This window comes from Staphylococcus sp. HMSC62B09 (assembly GCF_001839115.1).
Taxonomy (GTDB): Bacteria; Bacillota; Bacilli; order Staphylococcales; family Staphylococcaceae; genus Staphylococcus; species Staphylococcus haemolyticus.
In genome coordinates, this window is record NZ_KV840149.1 from 1 (window position 1) to 22,229 (window position 22,229).

19 protein-coding genes and 2 pseudogenes are annotated in these 22,229 nt (G+C 33.3%); 8 read left to right on the forward strand and 13 right to left on the reverse strand.

Going from position 1 to position 22,229, the window contains the following annotated elements; all coding sequences use genetic code 11:
* Positions 1-92: 92 nt before the first annotated feature.
* From HMPREF3265_RS06680 to HMPREF3265_RS06695, 4 genes are all read right to left on the reverse strand, one after another.
* Positions 93-1,832, reverse strand: coding sequence for a pyruvate oxidase (locus HMPREF3265_RS06680; RefSeq protein WP_037538548.1), 1,740 nt, complete (start codon positions 1,830-1,832; stop codon positions 93-95).
* A gap of 52 nt (positions 1,833-1,884) precedes the next feature.
* Positions 1,885-2,571 carry an LrgB family protein gene (locus HMPREF3265_RS06685; RefSeq protein ID WP_053025597.1) on the reverse strand — a complete coding sequence of 229 codons (687 nt, stop codon included), beginning with the start codon at positions 2,569-2,571 and terminating at the stop codon, positions 1,885-1,887.
* Between the two features lies 1 nt (position 2,572).
* Positions 2,573-2,959, reverse strand: coding sequence for a CidA/LrgA family protein (locus HMPREF3265_RS06690; protein ID WP_070580936.1), 387 nt, complete (start codon positions 2,957-2,959; stop codon positions 2,573-2,575).
* Positions 2,960-3,257: 298 nt separating this feature from the next.
* The gene (locus HMPREF3265_RS06695) at positions 3,258-4,142 is read right to left on the reverse strand and encodes a cidABC operon transcriptional activator CidR (protein ID WP_053025592.1); all 885 of its coding nucleotides are present in this window, start codon (positions 4,140-4,142) and stop codon (positions 3,258-3,260) included.
* A 191-nt stretch (positions 4,143-4,333) separates the two neighbouring features.
* On the opposite strand from HMPREF3265_RS06695, the gene HMPREF3265_RS06700 reads away from it, so the two are divergent.
* On the forward strand, positions 4,334-4,549 hold the full coding sequence (locus tag HMPREF3265_RS06700) for a sterile alpha motif-like domain-containing protein (RefSeq protein WP_070580938.1): 216 nt from the start codon (positions 4,334-4,336) through the stop codon (positions 4,547-4,549).
* A gap of 597 nt (positions 4,550-5,146) precedes the next feature.
* Positions 5,147-5,581, forward strand: coding sequence for a CHAP domain-containing protein (locus HMPREF3265_RS06705; RefSeq protein WP_059747656.1), 435 nt, complete (start codon positions 5,147-5,149; stop codon positions 5,579-5,581).
* A gap of 101 nt (positions 5,582-5,682) precedes the next feature.
* Here HMPREF3265_RS06705 and HMPREF3265_RS06710 read toward each other — a convergent pair whose 3' ends face one another.
* Positions 5,683-6,960, reverse strand: coding sequence for a hydroxymethylglutaryl-CoA reductase, degradative (locus HMPREF3265_RS06710; RefSeq protein WP_070580939.1), 1,278 nt, complete (start codon positions 6,958-6,960; stop codon positions 5,683-5,685).
* A gap of 4 nt (positions 6,961-6,964) precedes the next feature.
* Entirely contained in the window at positions 6,965-8,116 is a 1,152-nt protein-coding gene (locus HMPREF3265_RS06715; RefSeq protein ID WP_070580941.1) for a thiolase family protein, read from the reverse strand.
* 294 nt (positions 8,117-8,410) lie between these two features.
* On the opposite strand from HMPREF3265_RS06715, the gene HMPREF3265_RS06720 reads away from it, so the two are divergent.
* On the forward strand, positions 8,411-9,577 hold the full coding sequence (locus tag HMPREF3265_RS06720; protein WP_070861200.1) for a hydroxymethylglutaryl-CoA synthase: 1,167 nt from the start codon (positions 8,411-8,413) through the stop codon (positions 9,575-9,577).
* Between the two features lie 89 nt (positions 9,578-9,666).
* On the opposite strand, the gene HMPREF3265_RS06725 is transcribed toward HMPREF3265_RS06720, so the two are convergent.
* Positions 9,667-10,188: a methylated-DNA--[protein]-cysteine S-methyltransferase gene (locus HMPREF3265_RS06725; RefSeq protein WP_037551570.1), complete on the reverse strand. Its 522-nt coding sequence runs from the start codon at positions 10,186-10,188 to the stop codon at positions 9,667-9,669.
* A gap of 90 nt (positions 10,189-10,278) precedes the next feature.
* Here HMPREF3265_RS06725 and HMPREF3265_RS06730 point away from each other — a divergent pair.
* Positions 10,279-10,579: pseudogene (locus tag HMPREF3265_RS06730) on the forward strand (YrhK family protein).
* 74 nt (positions 10,580-10,653) lie between these two features.
* Here HMPREF3265_RS06730 and HMPREF3265_RS06735 read toward each other — a convergent pair.
* Together HMPREF3265_RS06735 and HMPREF3265_RS06740 are read right to left on the reverse strand one after the other, a co-directional pair.
* Entirely contained in the window at positions 10,654-11,604 is a 951-nt protein-coding gene (locus HMPREF3265_RS06735; protein ID WP_070632602.1) for a CorA family divalent cation transporter, read from the reverse strand.
* A gap of 175 nt (positions 11,605-11,779) precedes the next feature.
* Positions 11,780-12,250, reverse strand: coding sequence for a hypothetical protein (locus tag HMPREF3265_RS06740; protein ID WP_011274829.1), 471 nt, complete (start codon positions 12,248-12,250; stop codon positions 11,780-11,782).
* 320 nt (positions 12,251-12,570) lie between these two features.
* Here HMPREF3265_RS06740 and HMPREF3265_RS06745 point away from each other — a divergent pair, with 320 nt between their 5' ends.
* Both HMPREF3265_RS06745 and HMPREF3265_RS06750 read left to right on the forward strand, forming a co-directional pair.
* Complete coding sequence (locus tag HMPREF3265_RS06745; RefSeq protein ID WP_070580947.1) at positions 12,571-13,119, forward strand: TetR/AcrR family transcriptional regulator; 549 nt, start codon at positions 12,571-12,573, stop codon at positions 13,117-13,119.
* Between the two features lie 112 nt (positions 13,120-13,231).
* Entirely contained in the window at positions 13,232-13,678 is a 447-nt protein-coding gene (locus HMPREF3265_RS06750; protein ID WP_070632605.1) for a VOC family protein, read from the forward strand.
* Positions 13,679-14,383: 705 nt separating this feature from the next.
* Here the strand turns inward: HMPREF3265_RS06750 and pruA are convergent.
* A complete protein-coding gene (pruA, locus tag HMPREF3265_RS06755) occupies positions 14,384-15,928 on the reverse strand; it encodes an L-glutamate gamma-semialdehyde dehydrogenase (protein WP_053025579.1) in 1,545 nt (514 codons plus the stop codon).
* Positions 15,929-16,205: 277 nt separating this feature from the next.
* Between pruA and HMPREF3265_RS06760 the strand changes: the two genes are divergently transcribed.
* Positions 16,206-17,156, forward strand: a complete 951-nt coding sequence (locus HMPREF3265_RS06760; RefSeq protein WP_070580951.1) for an NAD-dependent epimerase/dehydratase family protein — start codon at positions 16,206-16,208, stop codon at positions 17,154-17,156.
* A 180-nt stretch (positions 17,157-17,336) separates the two neighbouring features.
* Here HMPREF3265_RS06760 and HMPREF3265_RS06765 read toward each other — a convergent pair.
* From HMPREF3265_RS06765 to HMPREF3265_RS06775, 3 genes and pseudogenes are all read right to left on the reverse strand, one after another.
* Positions 17,337-19,842, reverse strand: a pseudogene (locus HMPREF3265_RS06765) (CDP-glycerol glycerophosphotransferase family protein).
* 248 nt (positions 19,843-20,090) lie between these two features.
* Positions 20,091-20,666, reverse strand: a complete 576-nt coding sequence (locus HMPREF3265_RS06770) for a sugar O-acetyltransferase (protein WP_070580955.1) — start codon at positions 20,664-20,666, stop codon at positions 20,091-20,093.
* Between the two features lie 143 nt (positions 20,667-20,809).
* Positions 20,810-21,679: an SDR family oxidoreductase gene (locus HMPREF3265_RS06775; protein ID WP_070580957.1), complete on the reverse strand. Its 870-nt coding sequence runs from the start codon at positions 21,677-21,679 to the stop codon at positions 20,810-20,812.
* A gap of 232 nt (positions 21,680-21,911) precedes the next feature.
* On the opposite strand from HMPREF3265_RS06775, the gene HMPREF3265_RS06780 reads away from it, so the two are divergent.
* Entirely contained in the window at positions 21,912-22,118 is a 207-nt protein-coding gene (locus HMPREF3265_RS06780; protein ID WP_011274822.1) for a hypothetical protein, read from the forward strand.
* Positions 22,119-22,229 lie beyond the last annotated feature (111 nt).

A 22,229-nucleotide genomic window follows, 5' to 3' on the forward strand; every position in this document is an offset into this window, starting at 1 on the left:
TTTAGTCATCAGTCCAATTTATTATAGAGCCAAATATTCATAAAAAAACACTGACAAAAGCATTGCTTTCGTCAGTGTGTCGAATCTATTTCTTATAAGAAACGTTTAGCAGCGACAGAAATTGGTGGAATTTCGTCGAAGTCTAATTTTTTATCTTCAGTAATTGATCTGTAAGCCCATTTACCATAGTTGATTGCTTCTTCATTAACAATTTTACCTGGTAATGGTGCAGCATTTGGATCAACATGTACATCAACGATTGTTGGTACATTTTCATTTAACGCTGCTTCTACTACTTCATCGATACGGCTAGGATCTTTTAATACATAACCTTTACCGCCTGCAGCTTCAGCGAATTTAGCATGGTCCATATCAGAGAAATCAATGGCATATTCTAATTCACCTGCAGCTTGTTGTTCATATTTAATAAATGATAATTGTTTGTTATTCATAACAAAAATTGTCATTGGTAAGTCATATTGAACAGCAGTTGCAAAGTCTTGCATTACCATTTGGAATGCGCCGTCACCGCTAATTGAGATAGCTTGACGTTTAGGGAAAGCGATTTTAGAAGCAATTGCTCCTGGAAGTCCGCAACCCATTGTACCTAACCAAGAAGAAATAATAAATTTATTATTTACTGATAAGTTTAGGTAACGTGTTGACCAAACTGTAGATGTACCTACATCGATTGAGAATACAGCATCATCGTCACTATATTTACTAATTGATTTCATTAAACGTTCTGGGCGGATTGGTGTGCTTTCTTGATTCATATCTTGTTCCATCCATTTATCCCAAACAGCTTTACGTTCTAATGTTTTTTCTAAGAATGGGCGTTGAGGTACGTGTTTGATAACATCAGTTAATTGATGGAAAGCAAGTTTCGCGTCACCAACGATACCAACATTGACACTGAAACGATGTCCAATTACATCTGGGTTTGTATCAATTTGAATTGCTTTAATATTTTTCTTAGGTAGGTAGTCAACGTAAGGGTAGTTAGTACCTGCCATGATTAATAAATCGGCATCTTGAATTGTTTGGTAAGATGTTTTTGTACCGATTTTACCTAAGTTACCGATGCTATATGGGTGATCATCAGGAATGATTGTTTTAGCTGGTAACGTATGAATTACTGGAATTTTAGCCGCTTCTACAAATTCACGTAATTCATCTTTAGCATTTTGTGCACCTACACCAATAATCATTACTGGTTTTTTACTTTTATCGATTAATTTTGCAGCTTTTTTAATGCTACGTAATGTTGGAGTTGGTGCTTTTGGTTTAGTAGTGTCTATAGCACGATGAGTTGTGTCTTTAATTTTTTGAGTTAATAAGTCATTAGGACATACAACTACTGCTACACCACGTTTTTCATATGCTGTACGAATAGCTTCGTTAACAATTTCAAATACGTTATCACCTTTTTGAATTTGGTGATTATATACAGATACATCTGAAACCATATCAGTAATGTTTGTTTCTTGGAAAGCTTTTGTACCTAATAAAGTACTATTTGTTTGACCTGCTAAAATTAATTGAGGTACGCGATCCATTTTTGCATCGTACATACCATTTAATAAGTGAACGATACCAGGACCACCAATACTTAATGCTACCCCAATTTTACCTGTCATTTTAGTGTATGAAGCTGCAGCTAAACTTGCTACTTCTTCATGACGTACATGATAGAATTTAAATGAGTCTCTAACAGTACGTAAACTATCTACTACTGCGTCAATTGAATCCCCTGGAATACCATATAAGTGATCAATATCCCATGCTTCTAACGCTTTAACTAATGCTTCGTTTGCTTTTATCTTCGCCATTATTACAATAGCTCCTTTCTCTTTTTAAACGAGTACAATATATATATTCCCTTTAGTAGAATAAAATAATCATAATTGGAATAAGTATCGAACTAATTACAGCAGTTAATATCATTCCAATTGAACTGAATGCACCAGATTCATTATCGTGTTCTAATGCTTTTGCGGTACCAAAAGCGTGTGATGCATTCCCATATGTTAACCCTCTGGCAATAGAGGTCTTAAAATTACCTAATTTCAATAACATTGATCCCATCATACTACCTATTAAACCTGTAGTTATAATGAATAATACTGTAATCGTATCAGTACCACCTAATTCCTGTGATACTTCGATACCTACAGCAGCTGTTATTGAACGTGGTAATATTGTTACTATCGTCTCCTCGTCGTAACCCAATAAGTTTAACGAGGTAAACACTAACATAAAATTAAGTATTACGCCAACCATCACGCTTGAAAAGATAATACTTAAATTCTCAATAATTTTATGTCGATTCTTATATAGTGGGTAAGCTAAACATACAACAGTGGCATTCAATAAATGATTGATCCATTTACCACCTGTCATATAATCATGATAGTTTTGATGTGTTAACAATAATACAATAATGACACCGACCGAACCTACTAACGCTGGGTTCAAAAATGGATTATCATATTTTTGTTGTAGCTTTTTTGCAGCAAAATACATAACGACGGTCAACAATATCATTAAGATAGCTTGAATGAATGTCATACTATTGACGACCTCTCTTAACGTTAGGTTGTTTAACCATTTTTTCAGCGATGTAACCAGAAGCTAGTGCAACGCAACTTGTACCTACAATAATTAATAAGAAGAAAATGATATAACTCTTTGTAATATCAGAAGCAACATCCATTATTCCTACTACAGAAGGTATAAAGAAAAACACCATTGTAGCTAATAGAAATTCTGCGCCGTCAGATATCCAATTCATACGTATCACTTTCAGTTCAAGTAAAATGTACAACATTATCATGCCTACGATACTTCCAGCTAGTGGTATATGCAATAATGTTTGCAATAAACTACCTAAGTAACTAATGACTATGATAATGGCAATTTGTATGATAACTTTTGAAATAAATAATACTTTTTTCAAGATGACTGACCTCCCACTAAAATATGTCGAAATTGTTACAGTGAAATTTAAACCTACATTCATCATTCTAATTCAACCTAAGTAAATAGAAAAATATCCATTTTAAATACCACCTATAGTTTTTTTCTATGTAATCGCTTTAACAACTATACGTATTGGTGTGATTGAATTTCGATGACAATATTATTGCGTTCGGAACGAACCCAACATATGCAAATAAAAATAGAGAAGCGTTTCGTTTAAACGCTTCTCTATTTTTATTTACCTATTTATTCTGCTTGTTGTTATGAAGTATTATTTAGTCATATTTTAATCTCTTGCTCATAAATTCTATCCATTTAGAGGTAGCGTGACTTAACAGTTTATCCTTTTTCCAAATTGCACCTAATTCCCAACTCATTCCAGTATCCTCAATCTTAATACTTCTGATATTGTCTTTGAGCATGTTAGCGATGTGCTCTGGTAAGATACTTACACCTAAACGTGCTAGCAACAGATACTCAATAAAGTTCCATTGCGAGACATTTGAAACCGTATTTGGGAGAAAACCTGCATTTTTAGCTGCGGCAATAATTTTATCATTAAGGTAAAAGTCTTCGTTAAACAATATAAAATCTTCATTCTTAAGTTCTGCCATTGTAACAGAATCACGTGCTGCAAGGTCATGTTCTTTACTTACAACTAATCTCAAATCTTCACTATATAACGGTAAACAGTCAAAGACGTTCTCATCTATTGGAATTGTTGTAATTCCAATATCAATTTGATCATTAATAAGTCGCGTCTCTATAGATTTACCGCCACTTTCATTTAAATTATACGTAACGTTTGGATAGAGCTTGTGAAACTCCCCTAATATGTAGATAAATTGTTGCATGTCCATTACTGCAGACATACCTATATTGATATGACCTGTTTCTAATCCTAATAGCCCATTAATTTCGAAAGGAATATTATCATATAACGCTATAATTTCCTCACACTTTTTATAGAATATTTTACCCGCATCAGTGAGTACGAGGTGACGCTTTTGACGATCAAATAATGTCATTTTCAATTCATTTTCTATATCTTTAATTGCTTTACTAATCGTCGGCTGCGCTATGTATAGAGATTTCGAAGCATTTGTCATACCACCTTGATTAACTACTTCCATAAAATATTTCATATGTTTGATGTCCAAATGCTCACCCTCTTTGTTCATTATTGTAATTTCATTATACACGAAATATTTTGAGAAAATAAAAATATGTAAAGTTAAACTAAATATTTCCGAGAACAAGTCTAATTCAAATTCAATGTCAGACCCTATATGTTTCATTATAAAAAAATGTTATAATCACATAGGCTCAAATTGATTGAAGAGGTGAGGCATTGAGCTTTTATGAATTTATGCAAAATTTCGTTGGTGATGACACACCATTAGGTGAATTGGTAAATTGGATTAATCAAGATAGCAATTTCCCTAGAGAAGTGAAGAGCCAAGCAGAAGTATTGTCATATTTTCGAAATAATCCATGTTCAGAAAACATACCCGTGACTATCGTTAAAAGAGCATTGGCTGTTTTTAACCAATTCACAAATGTATGATTTCTAACTTGTTATTATACATCATGGACGTATCATCTCACCAAGCGCCTTTATGGCGCTTTTTTTGGGAGTGGGACAGAATTTTATTTGAATTCGTTGTATCCCCAGCTTGCATTGCTTGTAGAATTTCTTAGTGAAATTCTTTTTGCTAGGGCCCCGATCCCCAGCTTGCATTGCTTGTAGAATTTCTTAGTGAAATTTTTTTGCTGAAGCCCCGCACACCCCGCAAAGATTACTAGAGCTGAGAATAGCTGATTAGCGCATCTTCTCAGTTCAGTCAGCTACTGCGAATATAATAGGTGAATTTAATATATTATTTTTATTTCTAAGCGCCTTAATGGTGCTTTTTTTATAGGGTAAACTTCAAATCAATTTCACATTTAAAATTAAGTAATGCTTTGAACTTTAAGACATTACCGTGTTGCTATCTTAAATTGTGTAAAATTACTTTAATGTAAAATAAGTTACAAATTACGCTGTTATATTTCATATATATTACAGTTACTTGTATAATTCGTTTCTTATATTGTATTAGACCTTTTTAACGAATATGATTAATACAGTTTTTAATTCTTTTATATTTTGAAGGGAACAAAAATGAAATTTAAAAAATTATTTTCACGTCTTTTACTCGCTACTGGAATCATGTTCGCAGGGACTTTTACATATCAAAACATTGAACACACGCACGTATCTGAAGCCGCTTCATATAACTACTATACGAAAGGTCAATGTACTTGGTGGGCATACCAACGTCGTGCTCAACTAGGTAAACCAATATCAAATCGTTGGGGAAATGCAAAGAACTGGTATTACAATGCACAACGCTCTGGTTATAGAACTGGTCACACGCCTAAACGCTACGCAGTAATGCAATCTACTGCAGGATATTATGGCCACGTTGCTGTAGTTGAGCGTGTATATAGTAACGGTAGTATTAAAGTTTCTGAATACAATTACAATAGACCGAATGCATACGGAACTCGCTACTTAAGTAAATGGTCTGCACGTAGTTATAATTACATCTACTAAAATAAATAATGACATATAAATGATAAATAAAAGCCACTATTTATGAATCGAGGTATTGAATTAAGTACCTCACTCATAAGTAGTGGCTTTTCTATATATTGTTATTGTTGTCGTAAATCTTTTAAAATTTGTTGAGCCGTAGCAGTATTTGCTTTAGGCGCAGTTTTCAATGCTTCGGCAACACGAGCAATCTCATCACCTTGAGCACCTACTACGATTGCTAATGATTTGTATTGTAAACTCATATGACCTTTTTGAATACCTTCAGAAACTAAGGCTCTACATGCTGAAAAGTTCTGTGCCAATCCTACAGCAGCAACAACTTGACCTAATTCTTGTGCTGATTGAACATTTAATAATTCAAGTGATGCTTTCGCAATTGGCAATACTTTCGTACCACCACCAACAATTGCTAATGTCATCGGTACTTCTATTGTTCCGACTAAGCGACCACGTTCTTTATCAAACTTCCAAGTCGCAATACCTCTATATTGTCCATCACGACCGGCATATGCATGTGCACTTGCTTCTGCTCCGCGTGTATCATTACCAGTTGCTAAGACTACGGCGTGAATACCATTCATAACACCTTTATTGTGTGTTGCAGCACGATGTATATCGACTTGTGCTAGTACAGAAGCACGCTCCATGCGTTGTGCTACTTCTTCACCAGAACGATCACCTTTATTTAAATCTTTGATATCAATTTCACCTTGAACTCGTACTACTGAGGCTGTGGCATGGTTAGACAAAATGCTCATAAGCACATCGCGATCTGGAAACTCATTGTTCATATGTGCAGTTATAGCTTCCAAGATTGTATTAAGCATATTGGCGCCCATTGCATCTTTAGTATCTACAAATACTTTTAAAGACAATAGTTGATTCTCTGGGAACGTATCAATTTCAATACGTCTGTATCCACCACCACGTTCTATAATTGATGGGTAAGCTTCAGCTACAATCTGTTCAATTTGTGGTTCTAAATCGTAAATTGCTTGTGCCAAGTCATCGGTATCACTTACGTCATCAAATACAATTTGACCAATCATTAGTCGTTCACTCTTAATAGTTTTAAAACCACCTGTATTATTGACTAACTTAGCGCCATAACTTGCAGCAGCTACTACAGAAGGTTCTTCAACCATCATCGGTACAACATATTCTTTATCATCGACAATGATTTTAGGTAATAAACCTACAGGCAATGTGCCTTGACCAATTACATTCTCAATTAAGCTATTCGCAACTTCTTCATTAATTAATGGATTTTTTAGTAAAACATCATAATTAGCATCTGTTAACCATCCATAATCAACAAGTTGTTTTAATTTATCTTCACGAGATAAATGTCGAAATTTCTTATCTAAACTCTTCATAGCATTATTCCCCTTTATCAATCATTAGAGCGATACCTAATCCTCCACCAATACATGCTGTAGCAATACCCGTACGTTTATTTTCTTGTTCAAGTGCGTTCACTAAAGTAGTGACTAATCTAGCACCACTGGCACCAATTGGGTGTCCTAGTGCAATAGCACCGCCATAGATATTTAATTTTTCATCTGGAATATGCAAATTGTCTTTGACTGGTATACTTTGTGCGGCAAATGCTTCAGTCATTTCTACAATATCAACATCATCGATTTTGCTATCCGTTTTATCAAGTAGTTTCTCAACAGCATAGAATGGTGCATAGCCCATATATTGAGGATCACAACCTACTTCCGCATAATCTCCAACGATTCCTAAAATGTCGTAACCATGCGCTTTAGCATATGATTCCTCCATTAAAATGAGTGCAGATGAACCATCGTTAATACTTGAAGCATTACCACCAGTTACTGTTCCATCTTCTTTGAAAATTGTCTTTAATGTTGCAAGCTTCTCGACACTACTATTTGGACGAACACCTTCATCAGAAGTCATTTGTTCCCCTTCCGCGTCAGTCATACCGATAATTTCATTATTAAATTTACCATCTTGCGTCGCTTTAGCAGCTTTAGCTTGTGAATGGTTTGCGAACTCATCTTGCATTTCACGCGTGATGTCATATTTTTCAGCTATGTTCTCAGCTGTTACACCCATTGGTACATAATGAAAGGCATCTGTTAAACCATCATGCATAAAGCTTTCCACTGGTTCTTGACCTTCTTTTAAGATTAATTGTGGGGCATTTGTCATACTTTCAACTCCACCCACTGCAACAATATCCGCTTCACCTAGTTGAATTAACTGTTTCCCTAATATAATTGCTTTAAGACCTGATCCACATACCTCATTAATTGTCATAGCTGGTGTTGTATCAGGTACACCCGCTTTAATCGCAATTTGACGTGCTGGATTTTGTCCTACACCACTTTGTAGCACGTTACCAAAGATAACTTGTTGTATTATATTAGGGTCAATATTTGCTGAATCGATTGCACCTTTCAAAGCTGTCGTTCCCAATTCAACTGCAGAATAATTTCTTAATTTACCTTTATATCTACCGATTGGCGTTCTTTTAGCACTAACTATAGCAATTTTTTTCATTCTTTATCTCCTTATATGTAGTTTATATATAAATTGTAATTTAGTTATTTAATTTGGTAAAATAACTATTAATATGATTATTAATAATAGCCGATAGAAGTTATCTCACACTCAATGTTATACCATGCAGTTTCACGTATTTTATTATATTACTATATTAAACGACATGCGTTATTGCATTTAACTTTTCGTATGAAAACGCTTTCTATTAGTGAGCATTTTAAATGAAATTGTCTCAAAATGCTACTATTAATATGAATTATAAAATTAGAATAACGAAAGGATGTAGTGCCCGTGAGTATAGGAATCGATAAAATTAACTTTTACGTACCTAAATACTATGTAGACATGGCTAAGCTTGCAGAAGCTCGCCAAGTTGATCCAAATAAATTTTTAATTGGGATTGGTCAAACTCAAATGGCAGTCAGTCCAGTATCACAAGATATTGTATCTATGGGGGCTAATGCTGCTAAAGATATTATAACAGATGATGATAAAAAAAATATTGGAATGGTCATTGTAGCAACTGAATCTACAATCGATAATGCAAAAGCTTCTGCAGTACAAATTCACAATTTACTAGGTATTCAGCCATTCGCACGCTGCTTCGAAATGAAAGAAGCTTGCTATGCTGCAACACCTGCAATTCAATTAGCTAAAGACTACATTGAGAAACGACCTAATGAAAAGGTACTTGTTATCGCAAGTGATACAGCTCGATATGGTATTCAATCTGGTGGCGAACCGACACAAGGTGCTGGTGCCGTAGCTATGTTGATTTCAAATAATCCAAGTATCTTAGAATTGAATGATGATGCCGTTGCATATACTGAAGATGTGTATGACTTCTGGAGACCAACTGGACATAAATATCCATTAGTTGCCGGTGCATTATCTAAAGATGCATATATCAAATCATTCCAAGAAAGTTGGAACGAATATGCTCGACGTGAAGGAAAAACATTATCTGACTTTGAGTCATTATGTTTCCACGTACCTTTCACTAAAATGGGTAAGAAAGCTTTAGACTCAATTATCAATGATGCCGATGAAACGACGCAAGAACGTTTAACATCTGGATATGAAGATGCAGTATATTATAATCGTTATGTAGGTAATATTTATACTGGGTCTTTATATCTAAGTTTAATTTCATTATTAGAGAATAGATCGCTTAAGGGTGGTCAAACTATTGGATTGTTTAGCTATGGATCTGGTTCTGTAGGAGAATTCTTTAGTGCTACGCTAGTCGAAGGCTATGAAAAACAATTAGATATTGAAGGACATAAAGCCTTATTGAACGAACGTCAAGAAGTTTCAGTTGAAGACTATGAAAGTTTCTTCAAGCGATTCGATGATTTAGAATTCGACCACGCTACTGAACAAACAGATGACGATAAGTCTATTTACTACTTAGAAACTATTCAAGACGATATACGTCAATATCATATTCCTCAATAACATTGACATTAATTAAGAGGCGTTCGAGACAAGAGCAATTTAGGCTCTTGTCTCGAACGCCTCTTAATTAATGGGTAAATATAAAGGTGTTATGGTTTAGTTGAATTTTTAGGTCTATACAATTTAGTCATATCTACTTTCTCAAGTTCAAGTAATTTAATTTTATGATTAATCGTGCCACCATATCCTGTTAAACTTCCATCTTTTCCAACCACGCGATGGCATGGAATAATAATAGAAATCGGATTGCTACCTACTGCACCACCTACTGCTTGTGCAGACATATTCGGCTTATTACGTTCTTCACCTACGCGTTTCGCTAGATCACCATACGTTTTTAATTGTCCATATTCTATTTCTTGTAGCTTTCGCCACACACTTTTTTGAAAATCAGTGCCTTCCGGTTTAATTGAAAAATCAATTTGCGGACGATTTCCTGAGAAATATTCATTTAACCACTCAACCACTTTTTTAAAAATTTCTAAATCAGGATTTGTTGGATGAGTAACCGTTGTGTCACTATATTTATAGAGTACATGTGTAAGTGACTCACCATCACTAATGAGTTCTAAATTTTGTACGGGAGATTCGTAAAGCATTGAATAAGACATCATACCACTCCTTTCTGACCATTATGAAGAAGTTTCATGTCAAAGTACAACGGGAAGTATGTTATTACTTAAAATAATGGAGGTGTTAAAATGGCTGGTTTAAATAAAGATGATGTTGATTTACATTTTAATACCAGTCAATTTAATGAAGATGATCATGCGAAGCAAATTTCATTCTTCTACAAAGCCCTATACCAAATCAACGATATCGTACTGGGCATTATATTTTTAATAGGTAGTTTTCTATTTTTTTGTGACCAAACAATGGATTGCCGGCACGATACTATTCGTAGTTGGAAGTATTCAAATGACAGCACGACCTGTGATCTCTTTTGTCCATGACATGAAACTGTCTAAATATTACAAACGCAAATATAAACGGCTCCTATAGGAAGAGAAGCAACATTAATAGGTATAAGCGTATGAATCTAACACTTGTAGAATCATACGCTTATTTTGTTTGCGCTAGAACCAGTCCTTCTTTTTGAAAAGAGTAATGAGTGAAACAACAACCACTAATGAAGTAGCAATAAAGACGAAATAACTATAATGCCAATCAAGTTCTGGCATATAAGAGAAGTTCATGCCATACCAACCTGTTAAAAATGATAGCGGAAAGAATATAGACGAAATAATGGTTAAGATATCCATCACACCGTTAATTCTATTAGAACGGTAAGACTCATTATTATCTTTAATATCATCTGTGATGTGCTCACATGCCATCAACGTATCTGTTTGTCTTAATATTCTACTATGAATATGTTTAATCAATAGTTGATATTCGTGTGATACGTCTAATGGTGATTCATCTATTATTTCATTTAGGAGTTGCTCCATAGGAATGAGCACACGTTTCAGTTTAATCATTTCAGAACGAATATTATATACGTCATCCATTAATTTACGGTTATTGACTTTATCTACATTTTGATCCTCAAAAGAGAAAACAGTGTCTTCAACATGATCCACATATTTAAAGTATTGATGTGTAATCTTATCAACCATGATAGTTGTTAGTTCAATCGCAGTTATAGCTTTAGGTGACTTATTGAATGACGTAATGATATCTGATAATACATTCATAGGATATTTATGGACCGTGATTAGCCAATTACCCTTAACAGTAATACTCAATGGTTCTGCTGAGAAATTATTATGGCTAATCGCATGCAATATTAAATATAAATGCTGTTTCTGTGGGTGATTACTAACTTTAGGTCTCGTAACTGTAAATACAGATTCCTCAATGTGGTGTCTAGCAATATTGAATCGTTGAGTGAGTAATGCTTGATCGTTTTTCGTCGGATTCTCAAAATCAATCCACACAAGTTTGGCATCCTCAGGAATAGCTGAAAATATACATGCAGTATGGAAGTGATCTGCTTGGTCTTGAAAATGGACACGAATTGCCATAGTATCCCCTACTTTAGTTAAGTTTTACTCATCAATACCACTTTTCAGAAAATGAAAACAAAAGGTTAGGACTATCATGTCGAATAGGAAAGAATTCAATATTCATTCATAGTCCTAGCCCCACAATCGTCCTAACCACTTATAACAATTCATTTATACTTATCAATTGATGTCATTAGTTTTGGTTAAAATTATATAATTCATAACCTTTATCTTTAGCATATTCAATTGCTAAAATTTCTAAAACATTAATAAACGCTGGTTCATCTTTAACATTGACATATTGGAATTTCAAATTATAATCTTCAGCTGTAATTGATTTAATATCCTCTTCATTAACACCTTTTTTTTGTGCTAAACCTTTTTTAAATTTAGTAGTGCCGACACCTGATTTTAAATTATATTGACCTAATTTATTAAATAAGTCTTTTGTAATTAATTGGTAACCTGTAGAATAGCCACCTGTTTGACCAACGAAGATAGGCGTCTTTTTATCGAAAATAACATATACGCCAAATTTGTCTTGAACTTTTTCACGATCTTCTTTGCTAAATGTTAATGCATTATCTTTATCATATTTGAATAATTTTTTAAGTTGCTTCTTATTATCTTCTTTAATTTGATCTAATTGTTTAGTACCTTTCATAATTAAAATCCTCCAATATAGAATGTATTTATAAAATAAGACTTGGAAAATAAAATAAATTTATAAAAATTGCAATTTTATTTTTAGTAGTTAAACAATGTTTCTATTTGGATATCATATACCCTTTCAAAACGCTTTAAAACGCTTTACCAAATTCATTACACAATACATTTCTTATTTTTAATCAGTTTATTTTTTATACGTAATTTACATTTTTAATGTAAATGCATGTTTATTTATGTATTTATATAATCTATAATTAAATATTATGTTTCACCAAATTTATTAGATTCTTCTATCTATGTTAGGGGAGAACAATTTTGAATGATAAAGACTTACGGGTAATTAAAACTAAAAAGGCATTAACTGATAGCTTATATTCATTGCTCGAACAAGAGATGTTTACAACATTAACGGTTAATAAAATTTGTAAGCATGCTAGTGTTCATCGCACTACTTTTTATAAACATTTTTACGATAAATACGAATTGTTGAAATACCTATTAAAGTTAACACACAATGACTATTTTGCGACTAATATTAAAGAACGTTTGAATAATCCTTTTCAAGCTTTAGCTAATTCCTTCAATAAGGAAGAGATATCTCGAATTGAACTTAAGCAATATAACGATAAAGAGTTTGAAGATGTTCGCAATAATTATTTAATTGAAATAATGCAAAAGGATTTCAAAACCAACATGCATCGTATTACTGTTGATAATGTAGTACCGAAAAGCCTAGTATTCTATGTGTTCGGTTCGGTACTAAATGCATTTATCGATTGGAAAAAGAATGAAAATGTCGAGATTAAACCTAAGCAAATGGACCAAATCTTTCATAAACTTATCAATGTCAAAGCACATGATTAATTAGAATACTCATTCCATTTTGTTCAAAGTTACACGACCGTATATTAATCGCTATTTACATCTATTCATTATATAATGGACTGAGTTACAAACTAACTAAAGGGGTTTTATCATGACTGAATTATTTCCATATTTAGCCTTTGAAAAAGCAAAAGACGCAATAGCATATTACGAAGAAGTATTTGGCGCAACAAACGTCAAAAAATTAGAAGTGAGCGAAGAACAAGCGGAACAATTTGGCATGACAAAAGAACAGGCTGCAGAAGCTACAATGCACGCTGAATTTGAAGTACTAGGTGTTAAAATTTTATGCTCTGATTCATTCGGACGTGTAGAGAACATCAATAATGGAATTTCATTACTTATTGATTTCGATGTTAACAATCAAGACGATTCAGATAAAGTTCAACAATTTTACGATAAAATTAAAGATCATGACTCAATAGACATTGAAATGCCACTCAAAGAACAATTCTGGGGTGGAAAAATGGGCGCCTTTACAGATAAATATGGCGTACGTTGGATGTTACATGGCCAAGACTATACACAACTTAATTAATAATCACATTGATTTTATTAAACTACTAATCAAAGATGTTATGACATCCAATTCATAGATTAGTTAGAAGCAAATTCTATTGAAGTACTATAGAATTTGCTTTTTTTATTTAACATTAAAGTCATACTCATTTAAGAAAGTAGCGTTGATATAGATAATAAATAGAGTTTGGGAATGGGGCTCAGCAAAGAGATTTTCAACAAGAAAATCTACAAACAAAGCAAGCTAGTGAAAAGTAACTTAAGTGCTTGAGCACTTAAGTAAGTAGTTCAAAAGATGAATTATGAATATTGTTGCGTGACTCTTGGCGTTTTAATTATTGAACACAAGTGCTGTTGCACTTGTGTAAGACGTTCTAAGATAGAATACAAAACATAATTGCGAAGACTCCTAGGGGAGCAGTGCCAGTCGAAGACTACAGGCTGAGACGGCATCCCAGGAACGCGAAGCAGCTTATGTGAGTAATCATCTATCTAACGAACGCCTTTAGAGTAATACAGGCACGAGCCTTTCCTGCAAGAAAGCGTCGCAACTAAAATGAGTAAAAATTCATCTGAGAATTTCTTTACCCCCTAGACAATCATCTCAACTTTAATGAAATAAAAATAAGTCAGTAAATGAATGGACTGCATTCATCTACTGACTATTTATTTAAAAATGTTATTTTAAATTTTATTGAACATGATATATATTGATCTTAATGGCTTAGAACATCTCTGAAACTACTTTTTGTTCTAAGAAGTTTAATAAGTAATCTGGGCTACCTGTTTTAGCATCTGTACCAGACATTTTAAATCCACCAAATGGATGATATCCTACAACTGCTGAAGTACATCCACGGTTAAGATATAAGTTACCTACTTCGAATTCATTAACAGCTTTAATCCAGTTTTCACGATTATTTGTAATAACTGCACCTGTTAAGCCATAGTCTGTATCATTCGCAATTTCAATTGCTTCTTCGAAATTATCAAATTTAGTAAAGCCAACCACTGGACCAAAGATTTCTTCTTGCATTACTTGATCAGATGATTTTAATCCTGAAATAATTGTTGGTTTAATGAAGTAACCTGTTGAATCATCAGCTTCGCCACCGATTTCAATTTTACCTTCTTTCCCACCAATTTCGATATATTTTTTAATTTTGTCGAATTGTTTTTTATTAATAACAGGACCCATGAATGTATTATCTACAGTATTACCAACTGTTAATTCTTTAGTTAATGCTACCGCTTTTTCTAATACTTCATCATACACTGAACTGTGTACGATGGCACGTGAACATGCAGAACATTTTTGGCCTGAGAAACCAAATGCTGACGTTACAATTGATTCTGCAGCTAAATCAGTATTAATATTTTCATCAACGACAATCGCATCTTTACCGCCCATTTCTGCAATAACACGTTTTAAGAATGTTTGTCCTTCTTGAACAACTGCGCTGCGTTCGTAAATACGAGTTCCTGTTGCACGTGAACCTGTAAATGTAACAAAATGTGTATGAACAGAATCAACTAAATAGTCACCGATTTCTTTCGGATCACCAGGTACAAAGTTAACAACACCCTTAGGTAGACCCGCTTCTTCTAAGATTTCGATTAATTTATACGCTGTTAATACTGTATCTTCAGCAGGTTTCAATAGAACCGTGTTACCAGCTACTACTGGTGCTAATGTTGTACCAGCCATAATTGCAAATGGGAAATTCCATGGTGGAATTGTAACACCAGTACCAATTGATTTATAGAAGTACTTGTTATGTTCCCCTTCACGATCTAATACCGGTTTACCATCTGCTAATTCCATCATTGAACGTGCATAGTATTCTATAAAGTCGATACCTTCTGCAGCATCGCCTACAGCTTCATCCCAAGGTTTACCTGCTTCATATACCATGACTGCAGAGATTTCCTCTTTACGACGACGAATAATTGCTGCAACACGTAATAATAACTCTGCACGATCTTTATGTGACCATTGACGCCATGTTTTATAAGCTTTGTTTGAAGATTCAAACGCTTTATCTACATCTTCCTTAGTAGCTTTAGATACTTTAGCAATTAATTCCGTTGTATTAGCTGGATTAATTGAATCAAATGTATCATCTTTAGTAATGTGCTCACCGTCAATCACAATTGGAAGTGTTTGACCAAGTTCACTTTTAACTTGCTCTAACGTTTTTTGAAATCTTTCTACATTTTCTTGTACTGAAAAATCAATCCCAGGTTCATTTTTGAAAGGTACTACCATTCTTAATTACCCCCTATGTATTTGTAAGAATTATAAAAATCAGTAAAACAATGACTTACTTAAAATGATAATTTGTGTCATTAATTTCATTCTACTATGCTTCGGGTTATTTTTGCAATCGCTTACATTAAAATTATCTGAAAAGTTTTAATTATTAGTCAGAGATGGCTTATTTCTCGAAACAATCTAACTATATTATTATAATTTTATATTTTTATAAAAATAAGGTATAATAAATTTACACAATTTAACGACATCAAGAAAAGGAAGTTCACACATGAAAGCATTAATTACAGGCGGAGCAGGATTCATTGGTTCACATGTAGCCGAACATTTTGTTAAGCAAAATATCGAGGTACATGTCATAGATAATTTAAGTTCCGGATACTTACATAATATTCCCTTTGTTAATAAAGAATATATTTACGTAAAGGATATCACCGATTTTGAGTTTGTAACGCACTTAATACGTCAAGAACAATTTGATTATGTTATTCATTTAGCAGCCATGGTGAGTGTTGTTGAAACGATTGAGAAACCATCATTATCTAATCAAATTAATATTGATGCCACAGTTCATCTTTTAGAAACCATTCGAACGTATAATAAGCAAATTAAGAAATTCATATTTGCGTCATCGGCAGCCATTTACGGTGATCTACCAAGTTTACCTAAATCCGTTTCTCTCTCTAAACCGTCGCCATTATCTCCATATGCAATACAGAAATACGCTGGAGAACAGTATGCTAAGATTTACAATCATTTATTCGATATTCCCTGCGCTTGTCTCAGATTCTTTAATGTTTATGGCCCAAGACAAAATCCTAACTCGGATTATTCAGGTGTCATATCAATAATGAATCATAAATTTACGAATCAAACTGAATTTACCTTCTATGGTGATGGTGAACAAACTCGTGATTTTGTTTACATTAATGATTTAATTGACGCTATGTGGCTTGTGCTTAATACCCCAACAACAAGTGGTTCAATATTCAACATAGGTACGGGCATACAAACAAATCTGAAAGCAGTTTTTAAAGCGTTTGAGAAGGGCTTCAAGTACAGTATCCCATGCCAATTTAAAGCACCAAGACTTGGAGATATTAAGCATTCTTGTGCTGACATTACACCACTTGAATCATTGGGTTATCATCCTCAATATGATATAGCCAAGGGCATTCAATCTTATTTGGCATATAATAAAGAACATAAAGTAAAATTATAAAACAATCGACTCAGATAAATTTAAAAGACAATCTCTATTTAATTTCAATAGAAATTGTCTTTTTATCATTTTAATTAACCAATGGAATTGCTACATGCATTATTCAATCATGATTAATACACATTCAAACGCTTTTTGGATCAAGAATTCTTTAAGTTTAATAGATATTGTATTTACTGATTATTTTAGAAGTTTATAGAACTCTTCTATCGCTAATTGATTGTATTCTTGAGCGTTAAACGTCTCATAATGTGGTGTTTGATGTTTGATAAAACGCTCTAAGCCGTGCTTAATATCATTGACATCATGACTCACTAACATCCCATACTTACCATTGTTTAATACATAACGATTCGCAATGATATCCGATGCCAATACGTTCATACCAAGTGATAGTGCTTCAAGTAGAACCATTGATTGGCCTTCATAATAAGACGTTAACGATAAAACATCTGCTTGTTTCATAATATAGAATGGATTTTTTCGTTGTCCTAATAAAAAGACATGCTGTTCTAACTTCAACTTACGAATTTGTTGTTCTAATTTATGTCTTAATGGACCTTCTCCCATAATATATAATTTCGTATTAGGATAATGCACGATAACCTTGCCAACCGCTTCAATTAATAAATCAAATCCTTTTTCAGGTGATAAACGACCAACCGACACAATTTTAAAATCATCCTCTTTAAAAGGTACCGACGTCACTTTCCCTTTATTCACACTGACGAGCACCGGTACATTATTTTTCTCAAATTGATCAGCATCATCTAACATGAATTGCGATATTTTACTTAAATTAATCGTGTTTGTTGACGCTACAAATTTCTTATTTAGTGCTTTTTTAGCTATATTGCGCATATTTTGTTCTTTTGATGCATCAGAAACACATACCAGTTTATCAAATTGATCATATAATGTTATCAAACCTTTTAAATTTTGATAATGCGGTTTCACACCATTTACGGTTCTCTCCATATCTGCTTTGATATCACTATGAAGGTAGACCAATTTACGTTTAGCAGTCGTAGCTAAAATAAGATTCGCCCAAAACATAGAATACCCACTGAAATCTATCGCATAATCAAATTGACTTTCACCTAATACTTTGCGCATCTCACGTTCATATACATGTTTTGGATATAAGAAACGTTCTAATGCACTTTTTAGCCCTCGTTGTCTGACGAAGTCTACTTTATACGTCTCTTTTAACGACGCTGCTAATGGGCCAACTCTTAAAATAATTCTTACATTTTGGTTAACATTATTCAGATTATTCAAGATTTCTTCATTATTACTTCGATTTGTAAATAGTGTAACGTCATATTGATTGTAATCAATATTCTCTAATAAATTGATAACAGAAGAGGTAATACCATTATTTTTCATTCCACCAGGATAAATTAATAGTCGTTTTTTAGCACATTTCTTTTCCTTTTTACGTTTATGTTTTGAGGTGAATACCCGGTCAATCACCTTGTCAGTAACATTTCCATCATCTAGATACGTATACGTATTTTTGAACGTTTGATAGTTATGTTGCACCTTACTTAATTGATATGTTTTCTGTTGTATCACTTGTACAACATCATCAATGGTATGCACAACCGGTCCCGGTAAATCTTGAGCATTGATATACATTCCTCTTTCAAATTGATATGCTTCGTAGTCAGGTGTATAAAAGACAATGGGTTTATTTGTGACTAAATAGTCAAAGAAGATACTTGAATAATCCGTTATCATTAAATCAACAAACGCCAATATTTCATTTGTATCAAAATAATCTGGAATAAGATATGGTTTTAGTGCCTCATTTTTAATTGCTTTTTTTATAAATAAATGGATGTACCTTTACTAATACTTGATAATCAAGAAGAAGTTTCAACTTTTCAACTTCTTCCACAATATGATTTAAACTTTCCTCAGGCGTGTTGACATCATCACCTCTCCAAGTTGGACAATATAACAATATTTTCTCATCAGTAATATCAATGTAAGATTTTAATTCATTAATGAGCATTTTTGAATCACTATTCAATGTAAGATCTATTCTTGGATATCCAATTTCTAAAATTTGCCCACCATAAATGTTATCCAATCTAAATGCCCTTTTAAAAATTTCTGACGTATGGCGATTAGGACTTATGATATAATCACTCGATAAAAAGTTTTTAATAATATTTTGCGAACCACGTAAGCCATTTTCAAGGTCTAGACCCATATATTTGAGTGGCGTCCCATGCCATGTGTTCACATAAATTTGATCAGGCTTTTTAATGAAATAGGCTGGAAATGTTGAGTTGTTAATTAAATACTTACATTCGGTTAGTGCCCTTAAATACTCTGGAGATTCTTTAATCACGAATTCAATATTTTTGTATTTCTCAAATTTCTTTTTATAAAATTCTAACGTTTCGGTAGTGTCGACGACCCATTTATGCGTATATTTACGATATTTAGGATGATGAATCAAACGTTTAAAGATAGCATAAGGACTATCTGTAATACTCTTTCCATCTCTTACTTGGTATAGAATATCGTGTTGTTTAAGTTTATTCGCTTCATAATTTTGCGCATAACGCATTATTTTACGTGTATAAGCTGAGTTATTTCTTCTTTGTAAAGGCGTCGTTATAAATTTGAATTTACGTCGACTTTGATTTTGTAAAAATGTTTTCAGTGTCATATTCATTTTCCTTTCTAAGTTGTATTTCGTTTCTAAAGTTGATGTCATAAAATGAATGTTTTGAGTTACATTTTGATTCTTAAGTATGTATGGAGATAAACTCCCATATACACTCCAAATACATTATATCATTTATCTATATTATATATTATGCAACTAATTTATTTTATATATTAAATTCTTAGATACAAAAAAACTTTGGGCCACTGGACGACTCAAAGGTTATTTATACCTGACCTATGAAATGACTATTTAGATGCACCATTTTCATTTATCTCTCTTATTACTTTAGCTGGTACACCGGCAACTAAACTATTTGGTGGTACATCTTTAGTTACGACACTTCCTGCTGCTATAACTGAACCATCTCCAATCGTTACACCAGGTGTGACAACGACATTGCCACCAAACCAAATATTATTTCCAATCGTAATCGGCTGTGCTAACTCTAATCCTGCATTACGTTCTTTAGATGTTAATGGATGATGCGCAGTATAGAATCCACAAGATGGCCCTATAAATACATCATTACCTATTGTGATGCCACCTCCATCCATAAAATAACAATTACTATTAACAAATACATTTTTGCCTAATTTAACATTCCAACCATAATCTGTATCGAACGGACTATTAATTGCGACATTCTCTAATGTATAACCAAATAATTCAGTTAATATTGCCTGTCTTCTACTGTCATCACTCGGACGCGTTTGGTTAAAGTCAAAACATAAATCTTTTGCACGTACTCGTTCAGTTTCCAAATCTTTATCAAAATTGGCATCATACCACTGGTGTGCTAACATCTTTTCTTTTTCTGTCATTGTACTTACCCACCTTCATTTAATATTTATATTACAGTTTAAACAAATTAAGTGGTTTTCGCACGGAAACACTCCCTTTTTCAACATATAATAAGCCATAAAGGCACTCAACACCTTTATGGCTCAATATAAGAAGCTTACTTTTAAGTTGTAATATAATCGCCACCATTAACATGTATGATTTGACCAGTGATGTAAGAACTATCCGCATTTGTAGCAAGAAACACATAGGCTGGCGCTAGTTCAGCTGGTTGTCCACGTCGACCCATTGGTGTGTTTCCACCTTGGTTCTCTACTTTGTCCTCATCAAAAGTAGCAGGAATTAACGGAGTATAAATTGGACCTGGTGCCACGCCATTAACTCGAATATTTTTCTCCATTAGTGTCGTTGCTAGTGAACGTGTAAATGAAACAATCGCACCTTTAGTTGAAGCATAATCAATTAAATGACCAGAACCACGATACGCCGTCACACTTGTCGTATTAATAATTGTATCGTTGTCACTTAAATATGGAACGGCAGCTTGTGATAAGAAGAACATGCCAAATATATTTGTTTCGAATGTATCTTTAAATTGTTCAGGCGTAATGTCCATGAAACTATCCTGAGGATATTGGACCGCCCCATTATTAACTAGAATATTCAGGTCACCAAAGTCTTGAACAACTTGTTGCACTAATTTTTTAGATTGCTGTGCATCTTTTAAATCATGAGCATAAGCTTCAGCCTTTACGCCAATCTCTTTAAGACGATTAACAGTTTCCTCTGCATCTTCATGCTCGTCATAATAACCAATAGCTACATTAGCGCCTTCTTTAGCAAACAAGATTGCAACAGAGCGACCAATCCCTGAGTCACCACCAGTGATTAATGCAACTTTACCTTGCAATTTACCAGCTGCTTTATATTCATCTAGTTCTGAAATGGGTCTAGGATTCATGTCTTTCTCTGTTCCTGGTTGACGATTTTGAGTATAACCTTTAATTTGTTTATGGAATTCTAATAGATTCATTCATTTTCACTCCTTATCCATTTACTTAACCGTTCCCAATCAAGACTCTTTTGAAACAAAGGATCAAGTTGCATAGGGCAGTTCTACTTATTACAACTTTAGAACGATAAAAAGTCAGTTCTCTAGTATCATGCAATTTTATTAGAAAGCCTATATAATTAAATTAAACTTCTATTAAAAAAACAACTAAAGCCACTAACGAGATATTACAGAAAAAGGAGTGCGACATTCTATGAGAGGTTTATTGAAAGGTATTATTGCATTGCTTATCATTCTTGGCGTTGTAAAGACATTCCAAGATCATGATGTAATGAACGAAGCAAATTATTATTATAATCAAGCCAAAAACGGTGAACTTGTTCAAAATATATCCAATTTTGATTTTAATAATTATAAAGACTTAAATTTAGAAAATTTTAAACCATCTGATTTTTTCTAAGTTAGCTGTATAATCTTTACAAATACAATAGTAGTCTAGGACATAAATAATATATTGATACTATTTTGCAAATTCGAAGTAGTAGGACAATGAATTCACAAAGATTTCTGT

Bases quoted from the DNA above. Each gene is read 5' to 3' on its own strand.
- HMPREF3265_RS06680 (WP_037538548.1), bottom strand. From the start codon at position 1,832: ATGGCGAAGATAAAAGCAAACGAAGCATTAGTTAAAGCGTTAGAAGCA.
- HMPREF3265_RS06685 (WP_053025597.1), bottom strand. From the start codon at position 2,571: ATGACATTCATTCAAGCTATCTTAATGATATTGTTGACCGTCGTTATG.
- HMPREF3265_RS06705 (WP_059747656.1), top strand. From the start codon at position 5,147: ATGAAATTTAAAAAATTATTTTCACGTCTTTTACTCGCTACTGGAATC.
- HMPREF3265_RS06710 (WP_070580939.1), bottom strand. From the start codon at position 6,960: ATGAAGAGTTTAGATAAGAAATTTCGACATTTATCTCGTGAAGATAAA.
- HMPREF3265_RS06715 (WP_070580941.1), bottom strand. From the start codon at position 8,116: ATGAAAAAAATTGCTATAGTTAGTGCTAAAAGAACGCCAATCGGTAGA.
- HMPREF3265_RS06725 (WP_037551570.1), bottom strand. From the start codon at position 10,188: ATGTCTTATTCAATGCTTTACGAATCTCCCGTACAAAATTTAGAACTC.
- HMPREF3265_RS06735 (WP_070632602.1), bottom strand. From the start codon at position 11,604: ATGGCAATTCGTGTCCATTTTCAAGACCAAGCAGATCACTTCCATACT.
- HMPREF3265_RS06740 (WP_011274829.1), bottom strand. From the start codon at position 12,250: ATGAAAGGTACTAAACAATTAGATCAAATTAAAGAAGATAATAAGAAG.
- HMPREF3265_RS06750 (WP_070632605.1), top strand. From the start codon at position 13,232: ATGACTGAATTATTTCCATATTTAGCCTTTGAAAAAGCAAAAGACGCA.
- pruA (WP_053025579.1), bottom strand. From the start codon at position 15,928: ATGGTAGTACCTTTCAAAAATGAACCTGGGATTGATTTTTCAGTACAA.
- HMPREF3265_RS06760 (WP_070580951.1), top strand. From the start codon at position 16,206: ATGAAAGCATTAATTACAGGCGGAGCAGGATTCATTGGTTCACATGTA.
- HMPREF3265_RS06770 (WP_070580955.1), bottom strand. From the start codon at position 20,666: ATGACAGAAAAAGAAAAGATGTTAGCACACCAGTGGTATGATGCCAAT.
- HMPREF3265_RS06775 (WP_070580957.1), bottom strand. From the start codon at position 21,679: ATGAATCTATTAGAATTCCATAAACAAATTAAAGGTTATACTCAAAAT.
- HMPREF3265_RS06780 (WP_011274822.1), top strand. From the start codon at position 21,912: ATGAGAGGTTTATTGAAAGGTATTATTGCATTGCTTATCATTCTTGGC.